We start from the raw sequence: 22,531 nt of genomic DNA, 5'->3' as shown, positions 1-22,531 counted from the left end.
AGTTAAATAATAGAATTTTGTATCTTTTACGTATTATCCTTTACTTGGATGGAGATTGTAATGAAAAATAGAGGGAAGTGTTATCATCCCTCTATTAAAAATTTATTTAATTTTCTTAAATGCAAGTGGCTGAGTACTTAACATAGCGGGCACATGTAACTGAAGGGATGGGAATTCACCACTCACATTCATTTCATAAGCGAATAATAAACTCATTTTCATTTGGAATAAATCAACTTTTGCAGAGAAGATGTCGTAATGATGATGGTGCAATTGAATATCCATCTCCATAAATTGTACATATAATGAATCATCTCGTTTATATACTTGTAATGTTCCATATGCAGGGTGTTCAAAATTACCAGTATAATCCTCTAAATTGTGAGAAGGTGTAGTCTCTTTAATTTGTTCAGGAATGGATTCAGTTGCTTCTTTCATCATTTCCTTCATTTTTTCAGTATCTTCTACAGCACGTTTATGCCAGTCGATGGATTCTAATCCGAGTAGCTCGTCGAAAATTTGGTTTGCTAAATAAATAGGAAGTAATGTACCTCCAGCATTCGTTAATATAACAAGGCCTATATTTTCATTTGGCATAAATGAAACAAACGCTGAAAATCCATCGATATTACCGCCATGATGAACCATTTTATTACCACGATAAGCGCTAATAAACCAACCAAGGCCGTAACTATTTAATGGAGATTCAGGAAGTGATAAAACTGGTTGATCTGGAATGGAATTATGTGGTGTATACAGTTGTTGTAATAATTCAGAGGAGATTAATTCATGATCTCCAAACTTTCCTTCGTTTAAGTGAAGAAGTACCCAATTTGCCATATCTTCAATTGTAGAATTAATACATCCAGCAGCGCCGACTGTATCGATGTTACGGAATGGAACTTCTTTTATTTCACCTTCATTTTCAATGTAAGGTAAAGCATAATCATTTGTAGTTTGTGAATCTGTAACAGAGAAGTTTGTATGTCTCATATTTAAAGGTTCTAAAATATATTCTGTAGCGTATTGCTCCCATTTTTGATTTGTAATGTTTTCAACAATGTAGCTAATTGTTGCATACATTAAGTTGTTATATAGAAATGAAGTCCGGAACGGTGCATCAAGTGGTAAATGTTTTATTTTTTCAACGAGATCTTTTCGGGATAAGGAAGAGCTATACCAAAGAGCCTCATGACGGCTTACACCAGTTCGATGAGAAGCTAAATCTCGCCCTGTAACTTGTGAGCTAGCAAGTAGTTCAGATAAAGAAAAGTTAGGTATATAAGACTGGACAGGAGTATCCCAATTAAACTTTTTTTGCTGTGCTAATAAGCTTAATGAAAGTGTGCCAAAAGCTTTCGTTGAGGAACCGATTGCGAATCGAGTACTCGGTGTAACAGCGTCTTTTGTCTCTATATTTCTATAGCCAAATCCTTCTGAAATAATAACTTCACCGTCTTTTATAACAGCCACAGCAGCTCCCGGAACGTTTAAATCCTTCATCATTTTTTCAACCGTTGTTTGTAAAGAAGTCATAACAGGAGTTTCAATTTTAGACATACTTCTAACCTCCAAATATAAATTTTGTTCTACCGCACTATACTTTCGGTAATAGAAAATGAAAACCTTTTTAATTATAGAAAGTTAATAATTTTGTAAGAATTACTGAAATAAATTTTGTTAATCAAGATTATTAAATTTACTGTTTTTCATGGTATGATAAATTTCATATAAGATTGAAAGAAGGTTTTACTACATATGAAACATGCTGAATATGAATACTTAAATTTATGCCGTCATGTAATGGAGCACGGTACGAAGAAAGAAGATCGTACGGGAACTGGTACTGTATCTGTATTTGGATATCAAATGCGTTTTGATCTTAGTAAAGGATTTCCTTTATTAACGACAAAGAGAGTCCCATTCCGCCTTGTAGCAAGTGAACTACTTTGGTTTATGAAAGGCGATACAAATATCCGCTATTTATTGCAGCATAATAATAATATTTGGAATGAATGGGCATTTAAGAGCTGGGTAGAAAGTGACGAGTATACTGGGCCTGATATGACAGATTTTGGTCTTCGCTCACAACAAGATGAGGAATTTAAAGTGCAATATGATGAGCAAATGGACCTATTTAAAAAGAATGTTTTAGAAGATGATGATTTTTCGAATAAATATGGCTACTTAGGAGACGTATATGGCAAGCAATGGCGTGCTTGGAAAACGACAGCTGGTGAGACACTTGATCAATTAAAAGATGTAATTGAAATGATTAAAAAAACGCCAGACTCACGTCGCCTAATTGTTTCTGCTTGGAATCCTGAAGATGTACCAAGTATGGCATTACCGCCTTGTCATACGTTATTCCAATTTTATGTAGCGGATGGCAAACTTTCTTGTCAGCTATATCAAAGAAGTGGAGATATATTCCTTGGAATTCCATTTAACATTGCAAGCTATTCACTTCTAACACATTTAATAGCACATGAATGTGGTCTTGAAGTAGGAGAGTTTGTTCATACAATTGGAGATGCACATATTTATACGAATCATTTTGAACAAGTAGAAAAACAATTGGCACGTGAACCACGTCCGTTCCCGAAACTTACATTAAATCTAGATGTGAAATCTGTGTTTGATTTTGAGATGGAAGATTTAACGATTGAAGGATATGATCCACACCCAGCGATTAAAGCACCGGTTGCAGTGTAATTGTAGAGGAGATGAAAAGATGATTGTTTCATTTATGGTCGCAATGGACGAGAATAGAGTAATTGGTAAAGATAATAATTTACCTTGGCGTTTACCAAGTGAATTACAGTATGTAAAGAAAACAACGATGGGTCACCCACTTATTATGGGAAGAAAGAACTACGAAGCGATTGGTAGACCACTGCCTGGAAGACGTAATATTATTGTAACTCGTAATGAAGGGTATCATGTTGAAGGCTGTGAAGTGGCAAATTCTGTAGAAGAAGTGTTTGAACTATGCAAAAATGAAGAAGAAATCTTTATTTTCGGCGGAGCACAAATTTATGATCTCTTTTTACCTTATGTAGACAAGTTATATATAACAAAAATCCACTATGCATTTGAAGGTGATACATTCTTCCCAAAAATAGATATGACAAATTGGAAAGAGATTTTTGTAGAAAAAGGTTTAACGGACGAAAAAAATCCGTATACGTACTATTACCATGTATATGAGAAGCAACAATAATATTAAAGATTGATGTGAACATTCGCATCAATCTTTTTATTTGTATTCATCAATATAAGTTTATAGATGATATTCAATAGTGCTATAATGAAAGTTAGCATGTAAAAATGCTAAAATTTTCAAAAGTATTCATATAGAAAGAGGAGGAGAATCGATTGAGAAAGATATGGGGGATTCTTTTTCTTTGCTTAACGTTCATGTTAGTTGGATGCGGTAAAGAAGAAAAACCACAAGAAGCGTTTGATACATATGTAAAAGCATGGAATAAACAAAAATTTGCAGATATGTACGATCAATTATCAGAAAATGCAAAAAAAGATATTTCAAAGAAAGAGTTTACTGAGAAATATGAAAAAATTTATTCTGGTATTGAAGTGAAAGACTTAAAGGTAGAAACAGGGGAAGTAAAAGAAGATAAAAAAGATGAAGGCCCTGTTCCTTTTAAAGTAAGCATGGATACAGTTGGTGGTAAAATCACTTTTGGTCATGAAGCAAAAATGGTGAAAGAAAAAGATGGAGATAAAGAATCTTGGAAAATAGATTGGACACCTGATTTCATTTTCCCTGGCATGACAAAAGATAGTAAAGTGCGTATGCAAACAACACAACCAAAACGTGGTGAAATATACGATCGTAATGGAAAAGGTCTTGCGACGAATGGGAAAGCTTCTGAGATTGGAATTGTTCCAGAAAAATTAGATGAAACTGCTCCGCAAACGAAAGAAGCAGTAGCGAAGTTGTTAAATATGTCTGTAGAAGAAATTGATCAAAAACTAGCTGCTAAATGGGTAAAACCAGGGTATCTTGTACCAATTGGAATTTTACCTGAAGGGACAACGCAAAATACGTATATTGATTTACCTGGTGTTGCAGCAAAACCTGTAAATGTTCGTACATATCCGTTAGGGGAAGCAGCAGCGCATCTTACTGGTTATATCGGAAAAGTAAATGCAGAAGATTTAAAAACGCTTCAAAAGAAAGGCTATCAAGCCGATGAACCAGTTGGTAAGGCTGGATTAGAGCAAGTATTGGAAGAACAGCTACGCGGGAAAAAAGGTGGCCGTGTCTTCATGGAAGATGCACAAGGAAAAGAAATTAAAAATTTAGCGAAAACAGATGCTGTTGATGGAGAAAATGTAACTTTAACTATCGATAGTGTTGTTCAAGAAAAAACGTATAATGAAATGAAGGGAGAAGCTGGTTCAAGTGCGGCAATTAATCCGAAAAGTGGAGAAACAATTGCTCTTGTAAGTAGCCCAGCTTATAATCCTAATTTAATTGCACGAGGAACATCAAAAGCACAACGCGAGGCTTGGAATAATGATCCGAAAAAACCGATGACGAATCGATTTACACAATTATCGGTACCAGGTTCTGTATTTAAGCCAATTACAGGTGCAATTGGTCTTGAAACGAAAACAATCGATCCAAAAGAAGAATTGAAAATTGAAGGAATGAAATGGACGAAAGATTCTTCTTGGGGCAATTATTACGTAACACGTGTAAAAGATGCAAATCCGATTGATTTTGATAAGGCGATGAAATACTCGGATAATATTTATTTCGCACAAGAAGCTTTGAAAATTGGAAAAGATAAATTTATGGCTGAGGCGAAAAAATTCGGATTTGATGAGAAATTACCAATTGAATACGGATTCCCTGCTTCTAAAATTGCAAATGATGGCATTAAAAATGATATTCAAATGGCAGATACAGGATATGGACAAGGCCAAGTCTTAATGACTCCTCTTCATTTAGCTTTAACGTATGCACCGATTGTAAATGATGGAAAGATTCCATCACCGTATCTTATTAAAACAGATAAACAACCAAAAGTTTGGAAAGAGAACGTGATTTCTAAAGAAAATCAAGATATATTAAAAACGGCTTTAACGAAAGTAATTAACGATCCAGATGGTACGGGAAAAATTGCTAAAATTGATGGTATGACTCTTGCTGGCAAAACAGGTACAGCGGAATTAAAAGTATCCAAAGAGGCAGAAGGAAAAGAACTAGGTTGGTTCGCTGCGTTTGATTTAAATTCACCTGATATGGTCATTACAATGATGATTGAAGATGTAAAAGGTAGAGGCGGAAGTAACATTCCAGCTGAAAAAGTGAAACATATTTTTCAAAAATAGAAATTGATAGAAACTACCTCCATGAAATAGGGAGGTAGTTTTTTATTTGGTTAAAATCTTAATGTTTATATACAAAAGTAAAATGAAACTACATAACTTATTAACTTACGAAAAAAAAGTAGCTATTTTTTATTGACAGCAAGTATAACTTTTTGTATTATACTTACATAAGGTAAGTTATTTACTTAAAAAACATAAATCACAAATTAAAGATAAAATGCAAAAAGGGAGAGAATACAATGACAAAAGTACTATTTATTACAGCAAATCCAAATTCAGCAGAAGGTTCTTTCGGTATGGCAGTAGGAGAAGCTTTCATCGAAGCATATAAAAACGAACATCCACAAGACGAAGTTGTAACAATTGATTTATTCAATACAACTGTACCAGCAATCGATGCAGATGTATTCGCTGCTTGGGGTAAATTTGCAACAGGCGAAGGATTCGAAACTTTAAGTGAAAATCAGCAACAAAAAGTTGCAGCAATGAACAATAACTTAGAAACATTTATGCATGCAGATCGTTATGTGTTCGTGACTCCAATGTGGAACTTCAGCTACCCAGCAGTAGTGAAAGCATACTTAGATAACTTATCAATCGCAGGTAAAACATTCAAATATACTGAAAATGGTCCAGTTGGCTTACTAGAAGGCAAAAAAGCACTTCATATTCAAGCTACAGGCGGCGTTTACTCTGAAGGAGCATACGCATCTATGGACTTCGGTCGCAATCACTTAAATGCAGTATTAGGATTCATGGGTGTATCAGACACTGAATATATTGCAGTTGAAGGAATGAATGCAAATCCTGAAAAAGCACAAGACATTAAAGAAGCAGCAATTGTAAATGCACGCGAATTAGCAAAACGTTTCTAATATAGAAAACTTCAAAATGTCCAAACACTTGTTGTTTGGACATTTTTTCTTCTTTTTCCTTCGTTTGTCTAGTATAATGAAGGTCGGAATGATAATAGGTGGGGGTTCTGTATGATTCAAACGTTTTTTAAAATCTTTTATTTAATTTTAATCGTAATTGCGATTACACCAAGGTTGTGGCGTATAAAAAGAAAAGCAAATGCGATGTCACCGCAAGAAAAAGATAGTGTTGTGTATAAAACAACAAACTGGTTTGGTAAGAAAATGGTGCGTGTAACTGGATCGACTGTAGAAGTAAAGGGACTTGAAAATGTTCCGAAAGACAAGCCGGTGCTAGTTGTAAGTAATCATCAAAGTAATATGGATATTCCTGTTTTACTAGGTTACTTAAATAAGCCAATTGGATTCGTTTCAAAAGCGGAAATTAAAAAGTTTCCGGTTGTACCAACATGGATGGAACTAATGAATTGTGTGTTCATGGACCGCAGCGATCGCCGTCAATCTCTTAAGGCAATTAAAGATGGAATTGAACTATTAAAGAATGGACATTCTATCGTAATTTTCCCTGAAGGAACGAGAAGTAAGGGTGGCGAAATTGGAGAGTTTAAAGCGGGTAGTTTTCACCTAGCAGTAAAATCTGGTGTAGCAATCTTACCTGTAACGTTAGATGGTACATATAAAATGTTTGAAGCGAATGGAAATCGTATGAAACCAGCTCATGCAACAGTAACGATTTCTAAGCCGATTACACCTGAAGAGTATGCAAGTATGGATGCTAAAGAGTTAACACAGCATACAAAAGATATTATTGCATCTCAATTACATAAGTAATAAAAAAAGTTTCAGCTTAAACAAGCTGAAACTTTTTTTATGCTGCGGGTAAGACATAAAACAGTACGCAGAAAAACATCATTGTACTACCGCCTAGTACGAAGAGATGCCAAATGGCATGATTGAACGGAAGTTTTTCCCAAAGGAAGAATATAGCTCCGACAGAATACAAAATGCCGCCTATTAATAGTAGTGAGAAGCCGTGACCGGTTAAATTTTCATAAAGGGGTTTAATGGCAACGATGATGAGCCAACCCATAATGATATAACATAATGTTGATGTTTTAATAAAGCGACGAACAAAAAAGATTTTGAAAATAATTCCACCAATCGCAAGGGTCCAAATAATTGCGAGTAAAGTCCAACCGAGCGGGCCACGCAGTGTAATGAGTAGAAATGGTGTATACGTGCCGGCAATTAATAAATATATGGCGGAGTGATCTAAAATGGTAAATAACTTTTCTACTTTTGGATGATGGATACTATGTAACAGTGTAGAAAATAAGTATAGCAAGAACATGCTTACGCCATAAACAGTAAAGCCAACAACAGCAGATGCTGTACCATGTTTGGAAGCATGAATAATTAATATGATTAAGGCAGGGATGCTTAAAATGGCACCGATACCATGGGTAATTGCATTCGCAATTTCTTCTTTTACAAATTGGGTCATTCTTGTAATTTTTTGCGTCATAATGTTAATCCCTTTCACTGTATTGAGATAAGTTATATTTTCCTTAACCATATCATATACAAAAGGAATAGAAAATGATATTTGTATAATTGATTTTATTTTTGAATTTTTTTGACAAAAGACAACGGATACATTGACGTTTACAAAATTTTTTGACAAAATGAACTTATGGAATAGTAGGACAAGGAATCTACTTATGAAGGGGATGGGGAAATGTTTTCAAATATTGGCTTTCCAGGGTTAATTTTAATTTTAGTAGCAGTGTTAATTTTATTCGGCCCAAAAAAGTTACCGGAAATTGGGAAAGCTTTAGGGGAAACGTTAAAAGAATTTAAAAAATCAACAAAAGAATTGACTGATGAGGCATTTCAAGAGAAGGAAAAAAATAAATAAAAGAATCTGGTGAATTTTTTCTCGGAATGGATAAATAAAGTGTGGTGAACGAGATGGAAGATCGGGAAATGAGCGTAGTGGAACATATTGTTGAGCTTCGCAAACGAGTAATATATACAGTATTATCCTTTGTATTATTTTTAATTATTGGATTTACTTTTACGAAGGATATTTATTTTTGGCTTGTAAAAGATTTACCAATGAAATTAACTGTTCTCGGTCCAAGTGATGTGTTGTGGATTTTTTTCTCGATTGCTACAGTATTTGCTATCGTTTGTACAATTCCTTTTGCTGCGATACAAATTTGGTTATTTGTAAAACCAGGTTTACATCCCAATGAACAAAAAATGACATTAATGTATATACCGGTATTGTCTATATTATTTATAGCAGGCTTATCTTTCGGTTATTTTATCGTCATGCCATTTTTATTTCATTTCCTAACTACAATTGGTAATGAGATGTTTAATACAATGTTTACAACGGAAAAATATTTTCATTTCGTATTAAATTTAACAGTTCCGTTTGCTGTTATATTTGAATTACCTGTAGTTGTTATGTTTTTAACGAGTATAGGTCTTCTGACGGCAGAATTTCTTCAGAAAATAAGAAGATATGCTTATGTCGTGTTGATTATAATTGCATCATGTATATCGCCGCCAGATTTTTTATCACATAGTTTAGTAGCGGTACCGCTTATTTGTATTTATGAAATTAGTATTGCTTTATCAAAGATAGTTAGTAAACGAAAACAGAAAAGAGAAGAAGATACACAGTCGAAAAGTGCCTCGTTATAAAGGCACTTTTTAATTTATTTGTTATACTCTAGCTATAATTGTATACAATATATAGAAGAAAAAAATTATAGAATCTCCAAAATTTAGACAAACTTTTCATTTTTATAAGTTTATACTGAAGTTATCAAGCTATATATGGGTAATAAGACTCCCGTCTCAAAGGATATATAGGACAGGGTTCGAATTAGGTGGATATAAATGAAGTATTAACTTCTAAACGGGGCAGCTTAAGGATATTTTAGTATTCATAGGAAACCTACACTAAAAAACGTGTTAAAGAATAAAGTGGAGGAAGTTCAAAAATCCAACGAAAAAGAGGATTGATATTGTGATTACGAAAAGTTTTTATTTCACTCATGCAACAGGGAATTGTATTAAAATATTTGAAATCCCTGTCCTACAAACACAGCATCCATTAGCGTTTCTAATTCAGTCTCGTCTTCAATTGTTTATTGCAAAGATTCAAAAACATAAAAACCCAAGAGTCTCGTACTCTTTCCGTGAATATTTACAAAGTTGTTTGAAGTGGAATGATTATTCAAATGTATATAAAACAAATACTCTTGAAAAAAATGCATAATACACAGCAGGGACAGAGTTAGGTAGGCTCTGTCTTTTTCATTTTAGGTATAAAAATATAATTAATTTGGTGAAATTTATTCGAAATTGTTGAAAGCATCGGGAATACTAGTATAATAACAGGGAGAGCGTATTGGAAAGGGAAGAATATAATATGCAAAAAATTAAAATTGTAACAGATTCAACGGCAGATTTATCTCAAGAAGTGATTGAGAAGTATGATGTTCATGTTCTACCATTATCTATTTCTGTAAATGGGCAAACATACTTAGATCGTGTAGATTTGCAACCGGATGAATTTATTGAAGAAATGATTAAATCAGAAGAATTACCAAAAACATCACAACCGGCTATGGGTACATTTGTAGAAATGTATGACAAGCTAGGCGAAGATGGAAGTGAAGTACTTTCCATTCATATGACAGGTGGAATGAGCGGTACTGTCGCAACAGCGAATAGCGCTGCATCAATGACAGATACAAAAGTAACAGTTGTTGATTCTCAATTTATTACACATGCTTTAGCATATCAAGTAATTGAAGCTGCAAAAATGGCAAAAGAAGAATGCTCACTAGAAGATATTTTAAAACGTATTGATGAAGTAAGAAAGAATACTCGTTTATATGTTGTCGTAGATACATTAGAAAACTTAGTAAAAGGTGGACGCATTGGTAAAGGTAAAGCACTTATTGGTTCTTTACTTAATATTAAACCAATCGCAAGTTTAGAAGGCGGCGTATATAATCCGGTAACGAAAGTACGTAGCCAAGGGCAGATTGTAAAAACATTGGCTAAAATATTCGAGGAAGATACTGCTGGAAAAGTGGTGAAAGCTGTTGCGATTCCACATGCTAAAGCAATTCCTTTAGCAGAAAGTGTAAAAGTTGCTGTTGAAAAAGTGAATGGATTCACTGAATCAGAGATTTTCTATACAACACCAGTTATCAGTACTCATACAGGACCAGGAGCAATTGGTTTTATGTATTTAGCAGAGTAATAAAAAAGCTACTTGAAATGAATTTTCAAGTAGCTTTTTTATGTGTATATGAAGTAAGAAATGAGAAGGGCAATACAGGCGCTTCCGCTAATGATATAGCGAGTCTGTAAATAATCGTTCATGGAAAACACCCTTTTCGATTTTCTATAGTATATGATAAATTATTCAAAAAAGTAGTTCTGTTATACATGAGAGATTTCTGTGATTTTTTCTAGTTCTTTATCTGGAACAGTAGGACTATAAGTGAAAGTTTGGCCCAAAAAGAGAACATGAAGTTGTTCCCACGGTAGCATTCGTAAATTCCAGTTATTACGAAGCCGTGTTACAGCTTCCCTCGGCGTTTCATCTGCTAGCGCAAAAGTACCGTAGTGCATTGGAATAAAGTGTGTAGCGTTTATATCTAGATAGGCTTGCACAGCTTCTTCCGGTGAAACATGGGATACTTTCATAAACCATTCTGGTTCGTAGGCACCAATTGGCATGAGGGCAATATCGATTGAAAACCGTTTGCCGATTTCTTTAAAACCTTGGAAATAACCACTGTCACCACAATAATAAATGGTTTCTGTAGTAGTTTTATTATCAATAATCCATCCTCCCCAGTGAGAGGTATTCATATCAAATAGTGATCTTCTCGTCCAGTGCTGGGCAGGTACGAAGTGAAAAGAGACTTCATCAATTGTTGTACTTTCCCACCAGTTGTATTCTTCTACATTGGTGAATTTTTTACGAGTAAATAATTTTTTTAGCCCACTAGGAACAAGGTATAAAATATCATTGTTTAGTTGGCGAAGAGATGAAAAGTCTAAATGATCGTAATGACCGTGTGAAATAAGAACGATATCGATTTTAGGTAGTTCTTTTATAGTAAGCCCTGGCTCAGTAAGTCGTGGAACTAACTTTAATTTATTAGCCCATACTGGATCTGTTAAAATATTTAAGCCGTTCGTTTGAATGAGAAAAGTTGAATGACCAATCCATGTGACAGTCGTTTTTTCAAAGTTATTTAGTAGAAATTTACTTTGTTTAACAGGTGATTGTTCTACTAGAAAAGAAAAGTCTTTTTTGTTTTGCTTTCTCTCTTTACGCCAGCGTAAGAAGGAGCGAATTGATTTTTTTGTACTTACATTATCCATATTTTCATAGCGCTTAGCCATGAACATCACCTCATTTAAAATCGTTGTAGTTGTATTGTACCGAAATGTTGTTAAGGAATACAGTGTTTAACATGGATTAACGTTTAAGTAATTGTAAAAAAATAGGGGGGATTGATTTACAAATTTAACAATGAACTTTGTTTCGCCAATAGTGGTTAGAGAAATAATAGTAGCAAAATATATTTTGTCTAGTAATTCGCTTGAAATAAAGAAGTAACATACGTAAATTCGTACGATTTCGTGAACAAATGATGTAAACAATTTTCTCATAGTGTTTACTTTTGTTATGATATACATAACTTACATAAATTAAGGATAGAGAAAAGAGGTTTAATAATGAAGCGTTATCAAAAGCTAATTGGTCTTATGGTTGTATTTTGTCTCTTTGTACTTGCAGGTTGTAGCAGTTCAGGGTCAAAATTACGTAAACCGTTAAACTGGGATTTAGAAACTTTCCAATTTACAAATCAAGAAGGAAAGCCGTTTGGTACAAAAGATTTAAAAGGGAAAGTCTGGGTAGCTGATTTCATGTTTACAAGCTGTCAAACGGTTTGTCCGCCAATGACTGCTAATATGGCTAAATTACAAAAAATGGCTAAGGAAGAGAAGTTGGATGTTCAGTTTGTTTCGTTTAGTGTAGATCCTGACCTTGATAAACCAGAAAATTTGAAAGCTTTCATTCAAAAGTTTACAGAAGATACAAGTAACTGGAACTTGTTAACAGGTTATTCACTAGAGGATATTACAAAGTTTTCAAAAGATAATTTCCAATCGCTTGTGGATAAACCAGAGAATGGGCAAGTTATTCACGGAACATCATTTTTCTTAGTCGATCAAAATGGAAAAGTAATGAAAAAATATAGTGGTATTAGTAATACGCCATACGAAGATATTATACGTGATATGAAGCGATTAGTGGATTAAAAAGAAGGGTGCTTAGCACCCTTCTTTTTTGTCTTTTAGTCTATGGATAATATGTCATGCTGTTGTGGCAGTTTCGGTGCGCGAATTTCTAACACACCGTTTTGATAAGAAGCTTTCGCTGTTTTTTTATTAATTAAATATGGTAACTTAATAATTCTTGACGCTTCTGAAATGGAACGTTCTCGGCGATAATAATTGTGAGAAGATTCTTCTTCTGTCTCTTCAAGTATATCTTCTTTTACAGAGACTTTTAAGTATTCGCTTTGTATTTCAATTTGAATTTGTTCTTTTTGTATACCTGGTAGTTCGGCTGTAACGACGAGTTCGTCACCAACTTCGTATAAATCTACTGGGAATGTTAATAAACGGTTTCCTTTTTGGAAAAAATGATTTAAATCAGCAATTACGCCACGAAGAGGAGTTTGTTCGAAAAAATCATCAATTTGCTTTAAATAATTACGAACCGGTGGGCGAGAAGAATCTTTTTTTTCTTCACTCATGGTATTACCTCCTAGAAATCAATTTGCAATATCATATGACAAAAGCGGAGAAAGGTGAGTGCCTAGTTTTCATGTTTTCATAAAAAATTGTTAAAAATGTGAAATGGAGTGAGTTTTTTATAGTTTTTGGTCGCCATATTCAGTTGATTATGCTAGTATAAATAGGGTTGATATAGTAGTATAGAGACAGAATGAAAACTGAAAGAGGGTAAGAAGTATGTGTGGTTTTGTAGGATGTTTATGTGAAAACCCTAGAGAGTTTTCAGAAACAGAAAAACATCAATTTGAAAATATGAACACGATGATTTTCCACCGCGGTCCAGATGACGAAGGATATTTTCGTGATGAACATGTACAATTTGGCTTCCGCCGTTTAAGTATCATTGACTTAGAGGCAGGACATCAGCCGCTAACTTATGAAAATGATCGATATGTAATTATTTTTAATGGTGAGATTTACAACTATGTAGAATTACGTGAAATGTTACTTGAAAAAGGTGCAACTTTTGCAACGCAATCTGATACAGAAGTTATTATTGCATTGTATGCACATATGAAAGAAAAATGTGTAGACTACCTTCGTGGTATGTTTGCATTTATGATTTGGGATCGTGAAGAAAAGAAACTTTTCGGTGCACGTGACCACTTCGGTATTAAGCCTTTATACATCGCACAACAAGGTGATACTACATTCTTCGCATCTGAGAAGAAAAGTATTATGCATGTAATGGAAGACAAAGGGGTAAATCCAAAGTCACTACAACACTACTTTACGTACCAATATGGTCCAGAGCCAGAAACATTAACAATTGATGTTAACAAAATTGAGCCTGGTCATTACTTCGTAAAAGAAATCGGTAAAGAGATGGAAATCCATCGCTACTGGAATCCTTATTTCAACGCTTCAAGCGCAACGAAAGAGGAGCATATCCAAGCAATTCGTGATGTATTATACGATTCTGTAAAAGTACATATGCGTAGTGATGTACCAGTAGGTTCATTCCTTTCTGGTGGTATCGATTCATCTATTATTGCTTCTATCGCAAGAGAAATGAATCCAAATCTATTAACATTCTCTATTGGTTTCGAACAACGTGGTTTCAGTGAAGTTGATGTTGCGAAAGAAACTGCTGAGAAATTAGGAGTTAAAAACCATAACGTATTCATTACAGCGCAAGAATTTATGGATGAGTTCCCAAAAATTATTTGGCATATGGATGATCCTTTAGCGGATCCGGCAGCTGTACCATTGTATTTCGTTGCGAAAGAAGCGCGTAAACATGTAACGGTTGTTCTTTCTGGTGAAGGTGCAGACGAGCTATTTGGTGGATATAACATTTATCGTGAGCCAAACTCTTTAAAAATGTTCTCTTACATTCCTAGCCCAGGAAAGAGTGTTCTAAAGGCATTAAGTGGTGCTCTTAAAGAAGGGTTTAAAGGGAAAAGCTTCTTAGAGCGTGGATGTACGCCAATCGAAGAGCGTTACTATGGAAATGCGAAAATCTTCCGTGAAGAAGAGAAAGCTGAATTAATGAAGTATTACGATGAAAGTGTTAACTATATGGATATCACGAAACCATTGTATAACGAAATTAAAGATTATGATGATGTAAGTAAAATGCAGTACATTGATATGTTCACATGGTTACGCGGCGATATTTTATTAAAAGCTGATAAAATGACGATGGCAAATTCATTAGAACTTCGTGTACCGTTCTTAGATAAAGAAGTATTTGACGTTGCATCTAAAATTCCGACAGAATTTAAAATTGCAAACGGAACAACAAAAGCTATATTACGTGAAGCTGCTCGTGGAATTGTTCCGGATCACGTGTTAGATCGTAAAAAGCTTGGATTCCCAGTACCAATTCGTCATTGGCTAAAAGATGAAATGCACGATTGGGCTGTAAATATTATTAAAGAAAGCAAAACTGAGCATTTAATCGAAAAACAGTATGTATTAAACTTACTGGAAGCACATTGTGCAGATAAAGGCGATTATAGCCGTAAAATTTGGACTGTACTTGCGTTTATGGTATGGCATCAAATTTATGTTGAGCATAAATACGATACGAATAAGTTCCACGAAGAAACAAAGCGTGCGTATAGCTTAGTTTAATAAAAAACCTTAAGGTCGCATTCGATCTTAAGGTTTTTTTCATAAATTGCATTTATTATTGATACAATAATAGTAAAAGGATGGACAACATATGATTACGTTTGAGAAAGTAAATATAGAAAATGAAAGCGCTGTAAAAGAAATGTTCCATTCACACAGCTTAGATGTGAAAAAGGTTCAGTATTGTGTAAAAGTTGATGATACATATATTGGTGTAATAGATTATAGCGTTCAAGAAGAGAGTGCTATTTTGTCACAGTTAATTATTCATTTTGATTATCAAGGTTATGGATACGGGACAAATACGTATTTTACATTTGAAGAAATGATGAAACAGAGAAATGTGAAAGAAATAAAAGTATTGCATGAGGTATTTACGGAACAAGCTAAATCTTTCATAAAGGGATCTGGTTTTATTGAGGAAAATGGAATATATGTAAAGAAAATATAGTGAATATTGATTGCTTGATGAAATGAATATGGGGTAGGTGAACGTATGACAATGACTGCTGGTCTTGCTTTAGTTGGAAGTTGCTTTATTGTAGCAGAATTATGCCAAATTTTCATTCGAAAAAGAATGTATAAGAAGAGAAGACCATATGAATTACAATATATACCTGTGTTTGTAATTTTGTTTTGCATGTTATTTGTATTACAAAACGCATCTCATTTCCCGCCTCTTTTGAACATCTTTTTGAAGTTTGGTTTGCTATATAGCGGAGTTGGAATGTTTCTTTTATTTCTTTTATTTTGCGTACGCTACATCCACTATCAATCATACATATTCATTTTAAATTGGTTAAAAAAAAGTGATAGACCCCCCCTTACATAAGGGGTTTTTTTTATTTGTACTTGTAACGGAACTTGTACAATTAACATAAAATAGGACGAGTAGAAATGAAAGCTTATTACAATAAAGAAAGGAATGAAAAAGATATATGAAACTTGTTATAGACGCAGGGCATGGTGGATATGATTCTGGTGCTGTGGGTAATGGGTTAGTGGAAAAAGAGTTAACACTTCAAATTGCTAGACGTGTGCGAGATATTTTATCTGCAAATTACCCAATCAATATTAAAATGACACGTGATAGTGATGTATTTATCTCTTTATCAGAACGTGCTAATATTGCTAATTCATTTGGTGCAGATTATTTTATCTCATTTCACATTAATAGTGGCGGTGGAACTGGATTTGAAAGTTATATTTACAATGCGCTATCTAATAGTAGTTCCGCATATGAAAAGCAACAAAAAATGCATGCAGCAGTCAATCCTGTATTAACAAAATATGGTCTTCGTGATCGAGGGGCAAAAAAAGCAAATTATGCGGTACTAAGGGAGACTGCAATGGATGCAATTTTAACTGAGACTGCTTTTATTGATACAACATTTGATGCTAATTTATTGAAAAACCCACAATTTATTGAAGATTTAAGTCAAGCATATGCAAACGGAATAGCAGCTATTTTTGGAGTAGCTCCAAATCCAAATCCTCCAAATCCACAACCTCCAAATCCTCAGCCAATACCACAAACGAAGGGGATTGCTTATATCCTTGGGAAAAATGTGAATTTAAGAAGTGGTCCATCAACATCTTCTTCGGTTATTCGTCAACTAAACTCCCCAGAATCGTATGTCGTATATCAGGAAAGTAACGGATGGTTAGACTTAGGAAATGGACAATGGGTGTATAATGATCCTTCGTACATTAATTTTGTAAAGAAGAGCAATAGCGATGGAAGCGCAATTGGTGTCGCATATATACAAGGAACAAATGTAAATTTAAGAAGTGGTCCATCAACATCTTCTTCAGTTATTCGTAAATTAAATAACCCGGAATCTTATTTAGTATATATTAATCAAAACGGTTGGTTGAACCTTGGTGGAAATCAGTGGGTGTACAATGATCCATCATATATTAAATATAATCAATATTAGAAAATGAATTTATAATGTAATATGAATGCGTATTTATGTATAACGTAGATACGCATTTTAAGAACGTTTATTATTTTCATACTTATACAGTTTATTTTAAAAATAAACATTTGAATAGCGGATAGAATTTAAATTGTATATATTAAAAAAGTTTTCTGATATACATTGACAATGTATGTAATATACATTAACCTTTAATTGTTAATGATAATCGATTTCATCTAGGGAGGACATATGGTACATAGTAAAAAAATATTTATGTTCTGCATTATGATACTTATGGTAATAATCGCAGGGTGTAGCAAAGAAGAGAAAAAAGAAAATGATACATCAGCTAAAGCAAAAGATTCGTATACCGTAAAGCATGCAATGGGTGAAACAACAGTAAATGGTACACCTAAAAAAGTAGTTGTTTTAACAAATGAGGGTGCGGAGGCACTTTTAGCTGTTGGAGTAACGCCAGTTGGAACTACAAAACCACGTGCTGGTGATGAATGGTATCCTCATTTAGCGAAAGATTTAAAAGATACGAAAGTTGTAGGTACTGAGCGTGATATTAATTTAGAGGCAGTTATGAAGCTTAAGCCAGATTTAATTATCGGGAATAAAATGCGTCATGAAAAAATATATGAGCAATTGAACGAAATAGCGCCAACTGTATACGCTGAAACATTGCGCGGGGATTGGAAAGAAAACTTTACACTCTATACAAAAGCTGTAAATAAAGAAAAAGAAGGGCAAAAGGCTCTTGAAGATTATAAAAAACGTATTGAAGGAATGAAAGAGAAGTTAGGAGATAAATTGAATTCTAAAGTTTCTATTATTCGCTTCGTACCAGGTGACGTTCGTATTTATCAGAAAAACTCATTCTCAGGTGCTGTTTTAAATGATATTGGATTTAAGCGACCACCACTACAGGATAAAGATGAGTTTGCGATAAAAGGAATTACAAAAGAGCAAATTCCGAATATGGATGGGGACTACATATTCTACTTCACATCTGATAAAGATGCAGATAAGAATAACGAAGGAACCACGTTAGCAAAAGAATGGACAGAAGACCCACTCTTTAAGCAGCTACAAGCTTCTAAAGACAATAAAGTATTCCAAGTGGATGAAGTAATTTGGAACACAGCAGGCGGTATTAAAGCTGCAAACTTAATGCTAGATGATATTGAAAAATATTTTTTGAAATAAATGAATGGTTGAGTGCATCACTTTAAGTAGGTGATGTACTTTTTTTGTTTAGTTAAATACAGAAAATTCCTTCTTTTAAGTGTGGATAAGTTGTACAATAAAACCAATCATGGAATAAAGGAGTGGGAAGGAATGAAAGCTACTCATAAAGATTGGATTTTGTTTAACGGAAGAATTGTAAATACGAAAGAAGAACAGCCGATGGTTGCGTTAGAAGAGCGAGGACTCCAATTTGGTGAAGGCATATATGAAGTATTTAGGCTATACGATGGGAAGCCTCATTTATTAGACTTACATTTGGAACGCTTTTTTAAATCTATGAGGGAAATAAATATTGTTCCTCCGTTTACAAAGGAAGAGTTAGTTGAAGAACTTTATCAAATGATTGAAAGAAATCAATTTCAAGAAGATGGGAATGTGTATCTTCAAATATCACGTGGAGCTCAAGCTCGAAATCATGTGTATGAAAAAGATTTACAGCCAACATATTTTGCGAATATTGTTTCGTTTCTAAGACCTATCGCTACTATGGAACAAGGAATAAAGGTTACTGTAGAAGAGGATATACGCTGGAAGTTTTGCCATATAAAATCTTTGAACCTTCTACCTAATATCATGATTAAAAATAAAATAAACGACCAAGGGTATCAAGAAGCGATATTAGTACGAGATGGAGTTGTAACAGAAGGGTGTCATTCGAATTTCTTTATGGTGAAAAATAATAAATTAATTACACATCCAGCCGATAATTTCATTCTACACGGTATTACTCGTCACTACGTTATTACATTAGCGAAAGCTTTACATATTGAAGTAGAAGAGCGTGAATTCTCATTGCAAGAAGTATACGAGGCTGACGAATGTTTCTTTACAGCGACACCACTTGAAATATTCCCTGTTGTTCAAATTGGTGATGAGAAGTTTGGAAGCGGCGAAAGAGGACCAATTACGAAAAAACTACAAGCTGCATATGAAGAAAGTATTAGTTTGTTTAAAGTGACAAATTAATAATGAGGGAAAAAGCTGGTATTCCCCCAGCTTTTTTTCATGATATAATTCAACCATAGGACAAGTTTTGAAAACGCTGTAAAAAGGGGATTTAATATATGAATTATGAAGATTTTAAAGAAGTAATTCACGGTAGACGAAGTGTTAGAAAGTTTACAGAACAAGAAGTATCCACTAGTGATATAAAAGAAATTATTGATTGTGCTCGTTATGCACCGAGTGATACGAACTCACAAACGTGGGAGTTCTTGGTCATTATGAACAGAGAGAAAATTAAAGAAATTGAACAAATGACATGGGATGCATTACATAAACTTGCGGCAAAAGCAGCAGAAAATGGAGAAGAGAAAGCAGGGAAATTACTTACACGTTCTTTCGGTCCATATGCGACAGCTTTCTCTGAGGCGCCAGTATTAATCGTATGTTTGGCAACACCATATGAATCAAAGTTTCGTGAAAAGATATTTGATCCAATTGCCTTCGTTCCTGATTCAGTATGGGAAGAGGAAGGAATTAAGAGTAGCTGTTTAGCAGCACAAAACTTAATGTTGGCTGCACATGCGAGAGGACTGGGTACTTGTCCAATGACAGGACCTGTATTATTAGCTCAAGATGAACTGCGACAATATTTACAAATTGAGCCTCAAAAACAAATTAATATGGTAATTTCACTCGGGTTTCCGAAAGATAAGCCGAAGAAACTTTCGCGAAAAGAAGTTGATGAGATTACAACATTTATTTTCTAAATGTTATGTAGAAAAGACATTGAAATGACAATGTCTTTTTATTTTGAATGGATATTTTTTTAGTAAATTGGGCTAAAATGATGAATAGAGTGGAATTACTATTTATTTCTTTAAAAAAATTAATGTTCTTAAAATGAAAGTATGGTACAGTAATCGTGAGCAAGCTAATATTTGTTCATGAAAGTGTTAAAAAATAGTTTTAAAATTAAGAAGTTATTTTTGTATAATAAATTATAATGAAATAACAGGGGGGATGAATTTTGAAGAAATTCATAATCACTGGATTGTCTGTATTGTTATTAGTAGGCTGTGGTGCTCCAAAGGGAAAAGAAGATGCACAGTCAAACCAGGAAGAACAAGTTGTAAATGCAAGTGATGAGAATATGGTCGTATTTCCTGAAGGAGCAGTGCCAATCGGAGAAGGGAAAGTAAAAGTAACTACTCCAGATGGTACTTCTGAAAATGGCAATATACCAACTGTATTCATAAAAAAGGATACTTTAATTCAGCAAGTCGAATTAGAACTTTCCAATTTTCAAAATGATAAAGAAACATTTGTATTTGTAGATCAAATATTTGCAGATAAACATCAAGTAACTAGTACAACACAGACAACAGTACAATTAAAAGAAAAGACGCTCGAGACAGGTAGCCATACGATTACCGCAGCTCAGTTTGAAAACAATGATCCAAAAGGAAAAGTCATTAGCTTGAATCAAGCGACGTTTGAAACGAAGCCTGCGTCTTAAGCGGAATAAAAAGTACATTACTCAAAAAAGTAGTGTGCTTTTTTGTATGGATTGAATGATGTAATAGAGAATAATCTGTTTCGCTTTCTAATACGAATGAATAGGAAGAAGTTATTCTTTGCTATGTAAGAGAAAGGGATTGAAAATTTGAAGCGATGTATTCGTATTTTCTTACTTGTGATAATGATGTCGATAATTTGGTTTACCTTACAAGAGGCAATTGAAGTAACGCTCAATTATCAAATTCATGATTTATTAATTGGAACTGTATGTTTTGTCATTGTGTACCGATTTTATGATAAACTCGGATTAAGGTAAGTATTGAGTTGGAAATGTAGGTATTTCATTTGAAATGTCGAATAGTACATACGATGTCGTAATAACAAATTTTCTATTGTTTATTGTGAAACAGGAGAAGGAGAGATAGTAGTTATGAAACGAGCTCTTATTAATATCGATTATACATATGATTTTGTAGCTGAAAAAGGTGCTTTAACTTGCGGGAAACCAGGTCAAGAAATTGAGAAGGAACTTGTACATATAACGAAGCAATATATTGAAAATGGAGATTACGTAGTGTTTGCAATCGATAAACATGAAGAAAATGATGAATATCATCCAGAAGCAAAGTTATTCCCTCCTCATAATATAGCAGGTACAAATGGAAGAGACTTATTCGGTGAATTACAAGATGTATACGAAAAATATAGAAATGCTGCGAATGTATATTATATGGACAAAACACGATACAGTGCATTTGCTGGAACAGATCTAGAGATGAAGTTAAGAGAAAGAGGAATAGAAGAAGTTCATCTTGTAGGGGTTTGCACTGATATTTGTGTTCTTCATACAGCAGTAGATGCTTATAATAAAGGATTTAAAATTGTTGTATATGAAAAGGCAGTTGCATCTTTTAATGCGCAAGGACATGAATATGCACTTGGACATTTTAAATCTTGTTTACATGCAGAAGTGAAGTGAAAAAGAGGCCTTCAAAAAGGCCTCTTTTTACGTTTAAATTGAGACGACATTTTGTTCAATTAGTTTTTTTATGAACGGGCTAATGTTTTCTGGTAGCCCATTTAAATCAAAAAATTGTACATGTAATGATTCAACTCCATCAGCTTTTAGCAAGCCACCTTTAATGTCTTTGCAAAGGTAAGCGATTGTTATAGGATAAAATTCATCTCCGTTCGCTAATTTCACAAAAAACTCTTTACCTGAAAATACACTTACTAACTGAAGTGTACCAATTTCAATGCCTGTTTCTTCAAGAACTTCCCGTCTTCCAGCTGCTTCTGTGGATTCACCAAGCTCCACAAAACCTCCAGGAACACCCCAAATGCCATTTCGTCTTTGTTGTAGTAATATTTGTCCTTGGTCATTTAAAACAGCTACAGCAACTCCTGCTAAATTGAGTGGTCTTGATCCAACAATTTCTCTTAGTTCTTCGATATATCCCATTAATTGTAACCTCCGTGAAAAAAGTATCAAATGAACTATTCGGTGTTATGTGAATGTATTCCTTTGAACGAGGTGAGTATTACAAAGTTGTTTATAAAAATTTCTATTGTAATCTCCTTTTAGATTATTAAAAAGGGTATATTTATAGTAAATAGAAAAGGGTATCAGAAGTTGAAAGATTAATGAAAGGGTTATAT

General features: G+C 34.0%; 25 protein-coding genes. 20 read left to right on the top strand and 5 right to left on the bottom strand.

The features are described from left to right. Window positions 1-102 precede the first annotated feature (102 nt). Window positions 103-1,560, bottom strand: coding sequence for a serine hydrolase (locus QCI75_RS15945; protein WP_144506193.1), 1,458 nt, complete (start codon window positions 1,558-1,560; stop codon window positions 103-105). A 198-nt stretch (window positions 1,561-1,758) separates the two neighbouring features. On the opposite strand from QCI75_RS15945, the gene QCI75_RS15940 reads away from it, so the two are divergent. The 5 genes from QCI75_RS15940 (at window position 1,759) to QCI75_RS15920 (ending at window position 7,070) form a co-directional block, all read left to right on the top strand. Beyond that, complete coding sequence (locus QCI75_RS15940) at window positions 1,759-2,715, top strand: thymidylate synthase (RefSeq protein ID WP_353760816.1); 957 nt, start codon at window positions 1,759-1,761, stop codon at window positions 2,713-2,715. A gap of 19 nt (window positions 2,716-2,734) precedes the next feature. Continuing rightward, window positions 2,735-3,223: a dihydrofolate reductase gene (locus QCI75_RS15935; RefSeq protein ID WP_144506192.1), complete on the top strand. Its 489-nt coding sequence runs from the start codon at window positions 2,735-2,737 to the stop codon at window positions 3,221-3,223. Window positions 3,224-3,378: 155 nt separating this feature from the next. Beyond that, on the top strand, window positions 3,379-5,364 hold the full coding sequence (gene pbpC / locus QCI75_RS15930; RefSeq protein WP_144506191.1) for a penicillin-binding protein 3: 1,986 nt from the start codon (window positions 3,379-3,381) through the stop codon (window positions 5,362-5,364). A gap of 239 nt (window positions 5,365-5,603) precedes the next feature. Beyond that, window positions 5,604-6,239, top strand: a complete 636-nt coding sequence (locus QCI75_RS15925) for an FMN-dependent NADH-azoreductase (protein WP_353760815.1) — start codon at window positions 5,604-5,606, stop codon at window positions 6,237-6,239. A gap of 111 nt (window positions 6,240-6,350) precedes the next feature. Then, a complete protein-coding gene (locus tag QCI75_RS15920; RefSeq protein ID WP_002185951.1) occupies window positions 6,351-7,070 on the top strand; it encodes a lysophospholipid acyltransferase family protein in 720 nt (239 codons plus the stop codon). 37 nt (window positions 7,071-7,107) lie between these two features. Here QCI75_RS15920 and trhA read toward each other — a convergent pair whose 3' ends face one another. Next, window positions 7,108-7,764, bottom strand: coding sequence for a PAQR family membrane homeostasis protein TrhA (gene trhA, locus QCI75_RS15915; RefSeq protein ID WP_002118985.1), 657 nt, complete (start codon window positions 7,762-7,764; stop codon window positions 7,108-7,110). A gap of 213 nt (window positions 7,765-7,977) precedes the next feature. Between trhA and QCI75_RS15910 the strand changes: the two genes are divergently transcribed. The 4 genes from QCI75_RS15910 (at window position 7,978) to QCI75_RS15895 (ending at window position 10,530) form a co-directional block, all read left to right on the top strand. Continuing rightward, window positions 7,978-8,157 carry a twin-arginine translocase TatA/TatE family subunit gene (locus QCI75_RS15910; RefSeq protein WP_002012719.1) on the top strand — a complete coding sequence of 60 codons (180 nt, stop codon included), beginning with the start codon at window positions 7,978-7,980 and terminating at the stop codon, window positions 8,155-8,157. Window positions 8,158-8,210: 53 nt separating this feature from the next. Then, window positions 8,211-8,954, top strand: a complete 744-nt coding sequence (gene tatC / locus QCI75_RS15905; RefSeq protein ID WP_144506190.1) for a twin-arginine translocase subunit TatC — start codon at window positions 8,211-8,213, stop codon at window positions 8,952-8,954. 328 nt (window positions 8,955-9,282) lie between these two features. After that, window positions 9,283-9,534 carry a DUF2535 family protein gene (locus QCI75_RS15900; protein ID WP_002158010.1) on the top strand — a complete coding sequence of 84 codons (252 nt, stop codon included), beginning with the start codon at window positions 9,283-9,285 and terminating at the stop codon, window positions 9,532-9,534. Between the two features lie 153 nt (window positions 9,535-9,687). Beyond that, window positions 9,688-10,530: a DegV family protein gene (locus tag QCI75_RS15895; RefSeq protein WP_144506189.1), complete on the top strand. Its 843-nt coding sequence runs from the start codon at window positions 9,688-9,690 to the stop codon at window positions 10,528-10,530. 182 nt (window positions 10,531-10,712) lie between these two features. Here QCI75_RS15895 and QCI75_RS15890 read toward each other — a convergent pair whose 3' ends face one another. Continuing rightward, the gene (locus QCI75_RS15890; RefSeq protein WP_353760813.1) at window positions 10,713-11,687 is read right to left on the bottom strand and encodes an MBL fold metallo-hydrolase; all 975 of its coding nucleotides are present in this window, start codon (window positions 11,685-11,687) and stop codon (window positions 10,713-10,715) included. 336 nt (window positions 11,688-12,023) lie between these two features. Here QCI75_RS15890 and QCI75_RS15885 point away from each other — a divergent pair, with 336 nt between their 5' ends. Continuing rightward, window positions 12,024-12,611: an SCO family protein gene (locus QCI75_RS15885; RefSeq protein ID WP_144506187.1), complete on the top strand. Its 588-nt coding sequence runs from the start codon at window positions 12,024-12,026 to the stop codon at window positions 12,609-12,611. Window positions 12,612-12,646: 35 nt separating this feature from the next. On the opposite strand, the gene QCI75_RS15880 is transcribed toward QCI75_RS15885, so the two are convergent. After that, complete coding sequence (locus tag QCI75_RS15880) at window positions 12,647-13,111, bottom strand: Hsp20/alpha crystallin family protein (RefSeq protein ID WP_144506186.1); 465 nt, start codon at window positions 13,109-13,111, stop codon at window positions 12,647-12,649. 217 nt (window positions 13,112-13,328) lie between these two features. On the opposite strand from QCI75_RS15880, the gene asnB reads away from it, so the two are divergent. From asnB to QCI75_RS15830, 10 genes are all read left to right on the top strand, one after another. Further along, window positions 13,329-15,230, top strand: coding sequence for an asparagine synthase (glutamine-hydrolyzing) (asnB, locus tag QCI75_RS15875; RefSeq protein WP_002158005.1), 1,902 nt, complete (start codon window positions 13,329-13,331; stop codon window positions 15,228-15,230). Window positions 15,231-15,321: 91 nt separating this feature from the next. Beyond that, the gene (locus QCI75_RS15870; RefSeq protein WP_144506185.1) at window positions 15,322-15,681 is read left to right on the top strand and encodes a GNAT family N-acetyltransferase; all 360 of its coding nucleotides are present in this window, start codon (window positions 15,322-15,324) and stop codon (window positions 15,679-15,681) included. 45 nt (window positions 15,682-15,726) lie between these two features. Next, window positions 15,727-16,062, top strand: a complete 336-nt coding sequence (locus QCI75_RS15865) for a hypothetical protein (protein WP_353760812.1) — start codon at window positions 15,727-15,729, stop codon at window positions 16,060-16,062. Between the two features lie 106 nt (window positions 16,063-16,168). After that, the gene (locus tag QCI75_RS15860; RefSeq protein WP_353760811.1) at window positions 16,169-17,170 is read left to right on the top strand and encodes an N-acetylmuramoyl-L-alanine amidase; all 1,002 of its coding nucleotides are present in this window, start codon (window positions 16,169-16,171) and stop codon (window positions 17,168-17,170) included. A 234-nt stretch (window positions 17,171-17,404) separates the two neighbouring features. After that, window positions 17,405-18,367, top strand: a complete 963-nt coding sequence (locus QCI75_RS15855) for an ABC transporter substrate-binding protein (RefSeq protein WP_002127211.1) — start codon at window positions 17,405-17,407, stop codon at window positions 18,365-18,367. Between the two features lie 132 nt (window positions 18,368-18,499). Beyond that, on the top strand, window positions 18,500-19,375 hold the full coding sequence (gene dat, locus QCI75_RS15850; protein ID WP_144506182.1) for a D-amino-acid transaminase: 876 nt from the start codon (window positions 18,500-18,502) through the stop codon (window positions 19,373-19,375). 98 nt (window positions 19,376-19,473) lie between these two features. Continuing rightward, the gene (locus QCI75_RS15845; RefSeq protein ID WP_002012699.1) at window positions 19,474-20,121 is read left to right on the top strand and encodes a nitroreductase family protein; all 648 of its coding nucleotides are present in this window, start codon (window positions 19,474-19,476) and stop codon (window positions 20,119-20,121) included. 260 nt (window positions 20,122-20,381) lie between these two features. Next, the gene (locus QCI75_RS15840; RefSeq protein WP_144506181.1) at window positions 20,382-20,870 is read left to right on the top strand and encodes a putative periplasmic lipoprotein; all 489 of its coding nucleotides are present in this window, start codon (window positions 20,382-20,384) and stop codon (window positions 20,868-20,870) included. Between the two features lie 138 nt (window positions 20,871-21,008). Continuing rightward, window positions 21,009-21,188: a hypothetical protein gene (locus QCI75_RS15835; protein ID WP_337692284.1), complete on the top strand. Its 180-nt coding sequence runs from the start codon at window positions 21,009-21,011 to the stop codon at window positions 21,186-21,188. A 114-nt stretch (window positions 21,189-21,302) separates the two neighbouring features. After that, window positions 21,303-21,851 (top strand): cysteine hydrolase family protein, encoded by a 549-nt coding sequence (locus tag QCI75_RS15830; protein WP_264540727.1) that lies wholly within the window; start codon window positions 21,303-21,305, stop codon window positions 21,849-21,851. A 33-nt stretch (window positions 21,852-21,884) separates the two neighbouring features. Here the strand turns inward: QCI75_RS15830 and QCI75_RS15825 are convergent, their stop codons facing one another. Further along, a complete protein-coding gene (locus QCI75_RS15825) occupies window positions 21,885-22,334 on the bottom strand; it encodes an NUDIX hydrolase (RefSeq protein WP_353760810.1) in 450 nt (149 codons plus the stop codon). Between the last annotated feature and the right edge of the window lie 197 nt (window positions 22,335-22,531).

The sequence above is a fragment of the Bacillus cereus group sp. RP43 genome (assembly GCF_040459645.1).
Taxonomy (GTDB): domain Bacteria; phylum Bacillota; class Bacilli; order Bacillales; family Bacillaceae_G; genus Bacillus_A; species Bacillus_A mycoides_C.
Note: the sequence above shows the minus strand (reverse complement) of the source record. Positions and strands in the feature narration are given on the sequence as shown.

Coding starts and splice junctions, on each gene's coding strand:
- dat (WP_144506182.1), top strand. CDS start 18,500: ATGAAAGCTACTCATAAAGATTGGATTTTGTTTAACGGAAGAATTGTA.
- QCI75_RS15925 (WP_353760815.1), top strand. CDS start 5,604: ATGACAAAAGTACTATTTATTACAGCAAATCCAAATTCAGCAGAAGGT.
- tatC (WP_144506190.1), top strand. CDS start 8,211: ATGGAAGATCGGGAAATGAGCGTAGTGGAACATATTGTTGAGCTTCGC.
- QCI75_RS15945 (WP_144506193.1), bottom strand. CDS start 1,560: ATGTCTAAAATTGAAACTCCTGTTATGACTTCTTTACAAACAACGGTT.
- trhA (WP_002118985.1), bottom strand. CDS start 7,764: ATGACGCAAAAAATTACAAGAATGACCCAATTTGTAAAAGAAGAAATT.
- QCI75_RS15855 (WP_002127211.1), top strand. CDS start 17,405: ATGGTACATAGTAAAAAAATATTTATGTTCTGCATTATGATACTTATG.
- QCI75_RS15830 (WP_264540727.1), top strand. CDS start 21,303: ATGAAACGAGCTCTTATTAATATCGATTATACATATGATTTTGTAGCT.
- asnB (WP_002158005.1), top strand. CDS start 13,329: ATGTGTGGTTTTGTAGGATGTTTATGTGAAAACCCTAGAGAGTTTTCA.
- QCI75_RS15890 (WP_353760813.1), bottom strand. CDS start 11,687: ATGGCTAAGCGCTATGAAAATATGGATAATGTAAGTACAAAAAAATCA.
- QCI75_RS15940 (WP_353760816.1), top strand. CDS start 1,759: ATGAAACATGCTGAATATGAATACTTAAATTTATGCCGTCATGTAATG.
- QCI75_RS15865 (WP_353760812.1), top strand. CDS start 15,727: ATGACAATGACTGCTGGTCTTGCTTTAGTTGGAAGTTGCTTTATTGTA.
- QCI75_RS15870 (WP_144506185.1), top strand. CDS start 15,322: ATGATTACGTTTGAGAAAGTAAATATAGAAAATGAAAGCGCTGTAAAA.
- QCI75_RS15825 (WP_353760810.1), bottom strand. CDS start 22,334: ATGGGATATATCGAAGAACTAAGAGAAATTGTTGGATCAAGACCACTC.
- QCI75_RS15860 (WP_353760811.1), top strand. CDS start 16,169: ATGAAACTTGTTATAGACGCAGGGCATGGTGGATATGATTCTGGTGCT.
- QCI75_RS15920 (WP_002185951.1), top strand. CDS start 6,351: ATGATTCAAACGTTTTTTAAAATCTTTTATTTAATTTTAATCGTAATT.
- QCI75_RS15845 (WP_002012699.1), top strand. CDS start 19,474: ATGAATTATGAAGATTTTAAAGAAGTAATTCACGGTAGACGAAGTGTT.
- QCI75_RS15880 (WP_144506186.1), bottom strand. CDS start 13,111: ATGAGTGAAGAAAAAAAAGATTCTTCTCGCCCACCGGTTCGTAATTAT.
- QCI75_RS15910 (WP_002012719.1), top strand. CDS start 7,978: ATGTTTTCAAATATTGGCTTTCCAGGGTTAATTTTAATTTTAGTAGCA.
- QCI75_RS15885 (WP_144506187.1), top strand. CDS start 12,024: ATGAAGCGTTATCAAAAGCTAATTGGTCTTATGGTTGTATTTTGTCTC.
- QCI75_RS15895 (WP_144506189.1), top strand. CDS start 9,688: ATGCAAAAAATTAAAATTGTAACAGATTCAACGGCAGATTTATCTCAA.
- QCI75_RS15935 (WP_144506192.1), top strand. CDS start 2,735: ATGATTGTTTCATTTATGGTCGCAATGGACGAGAATAGAGTAATTGGT.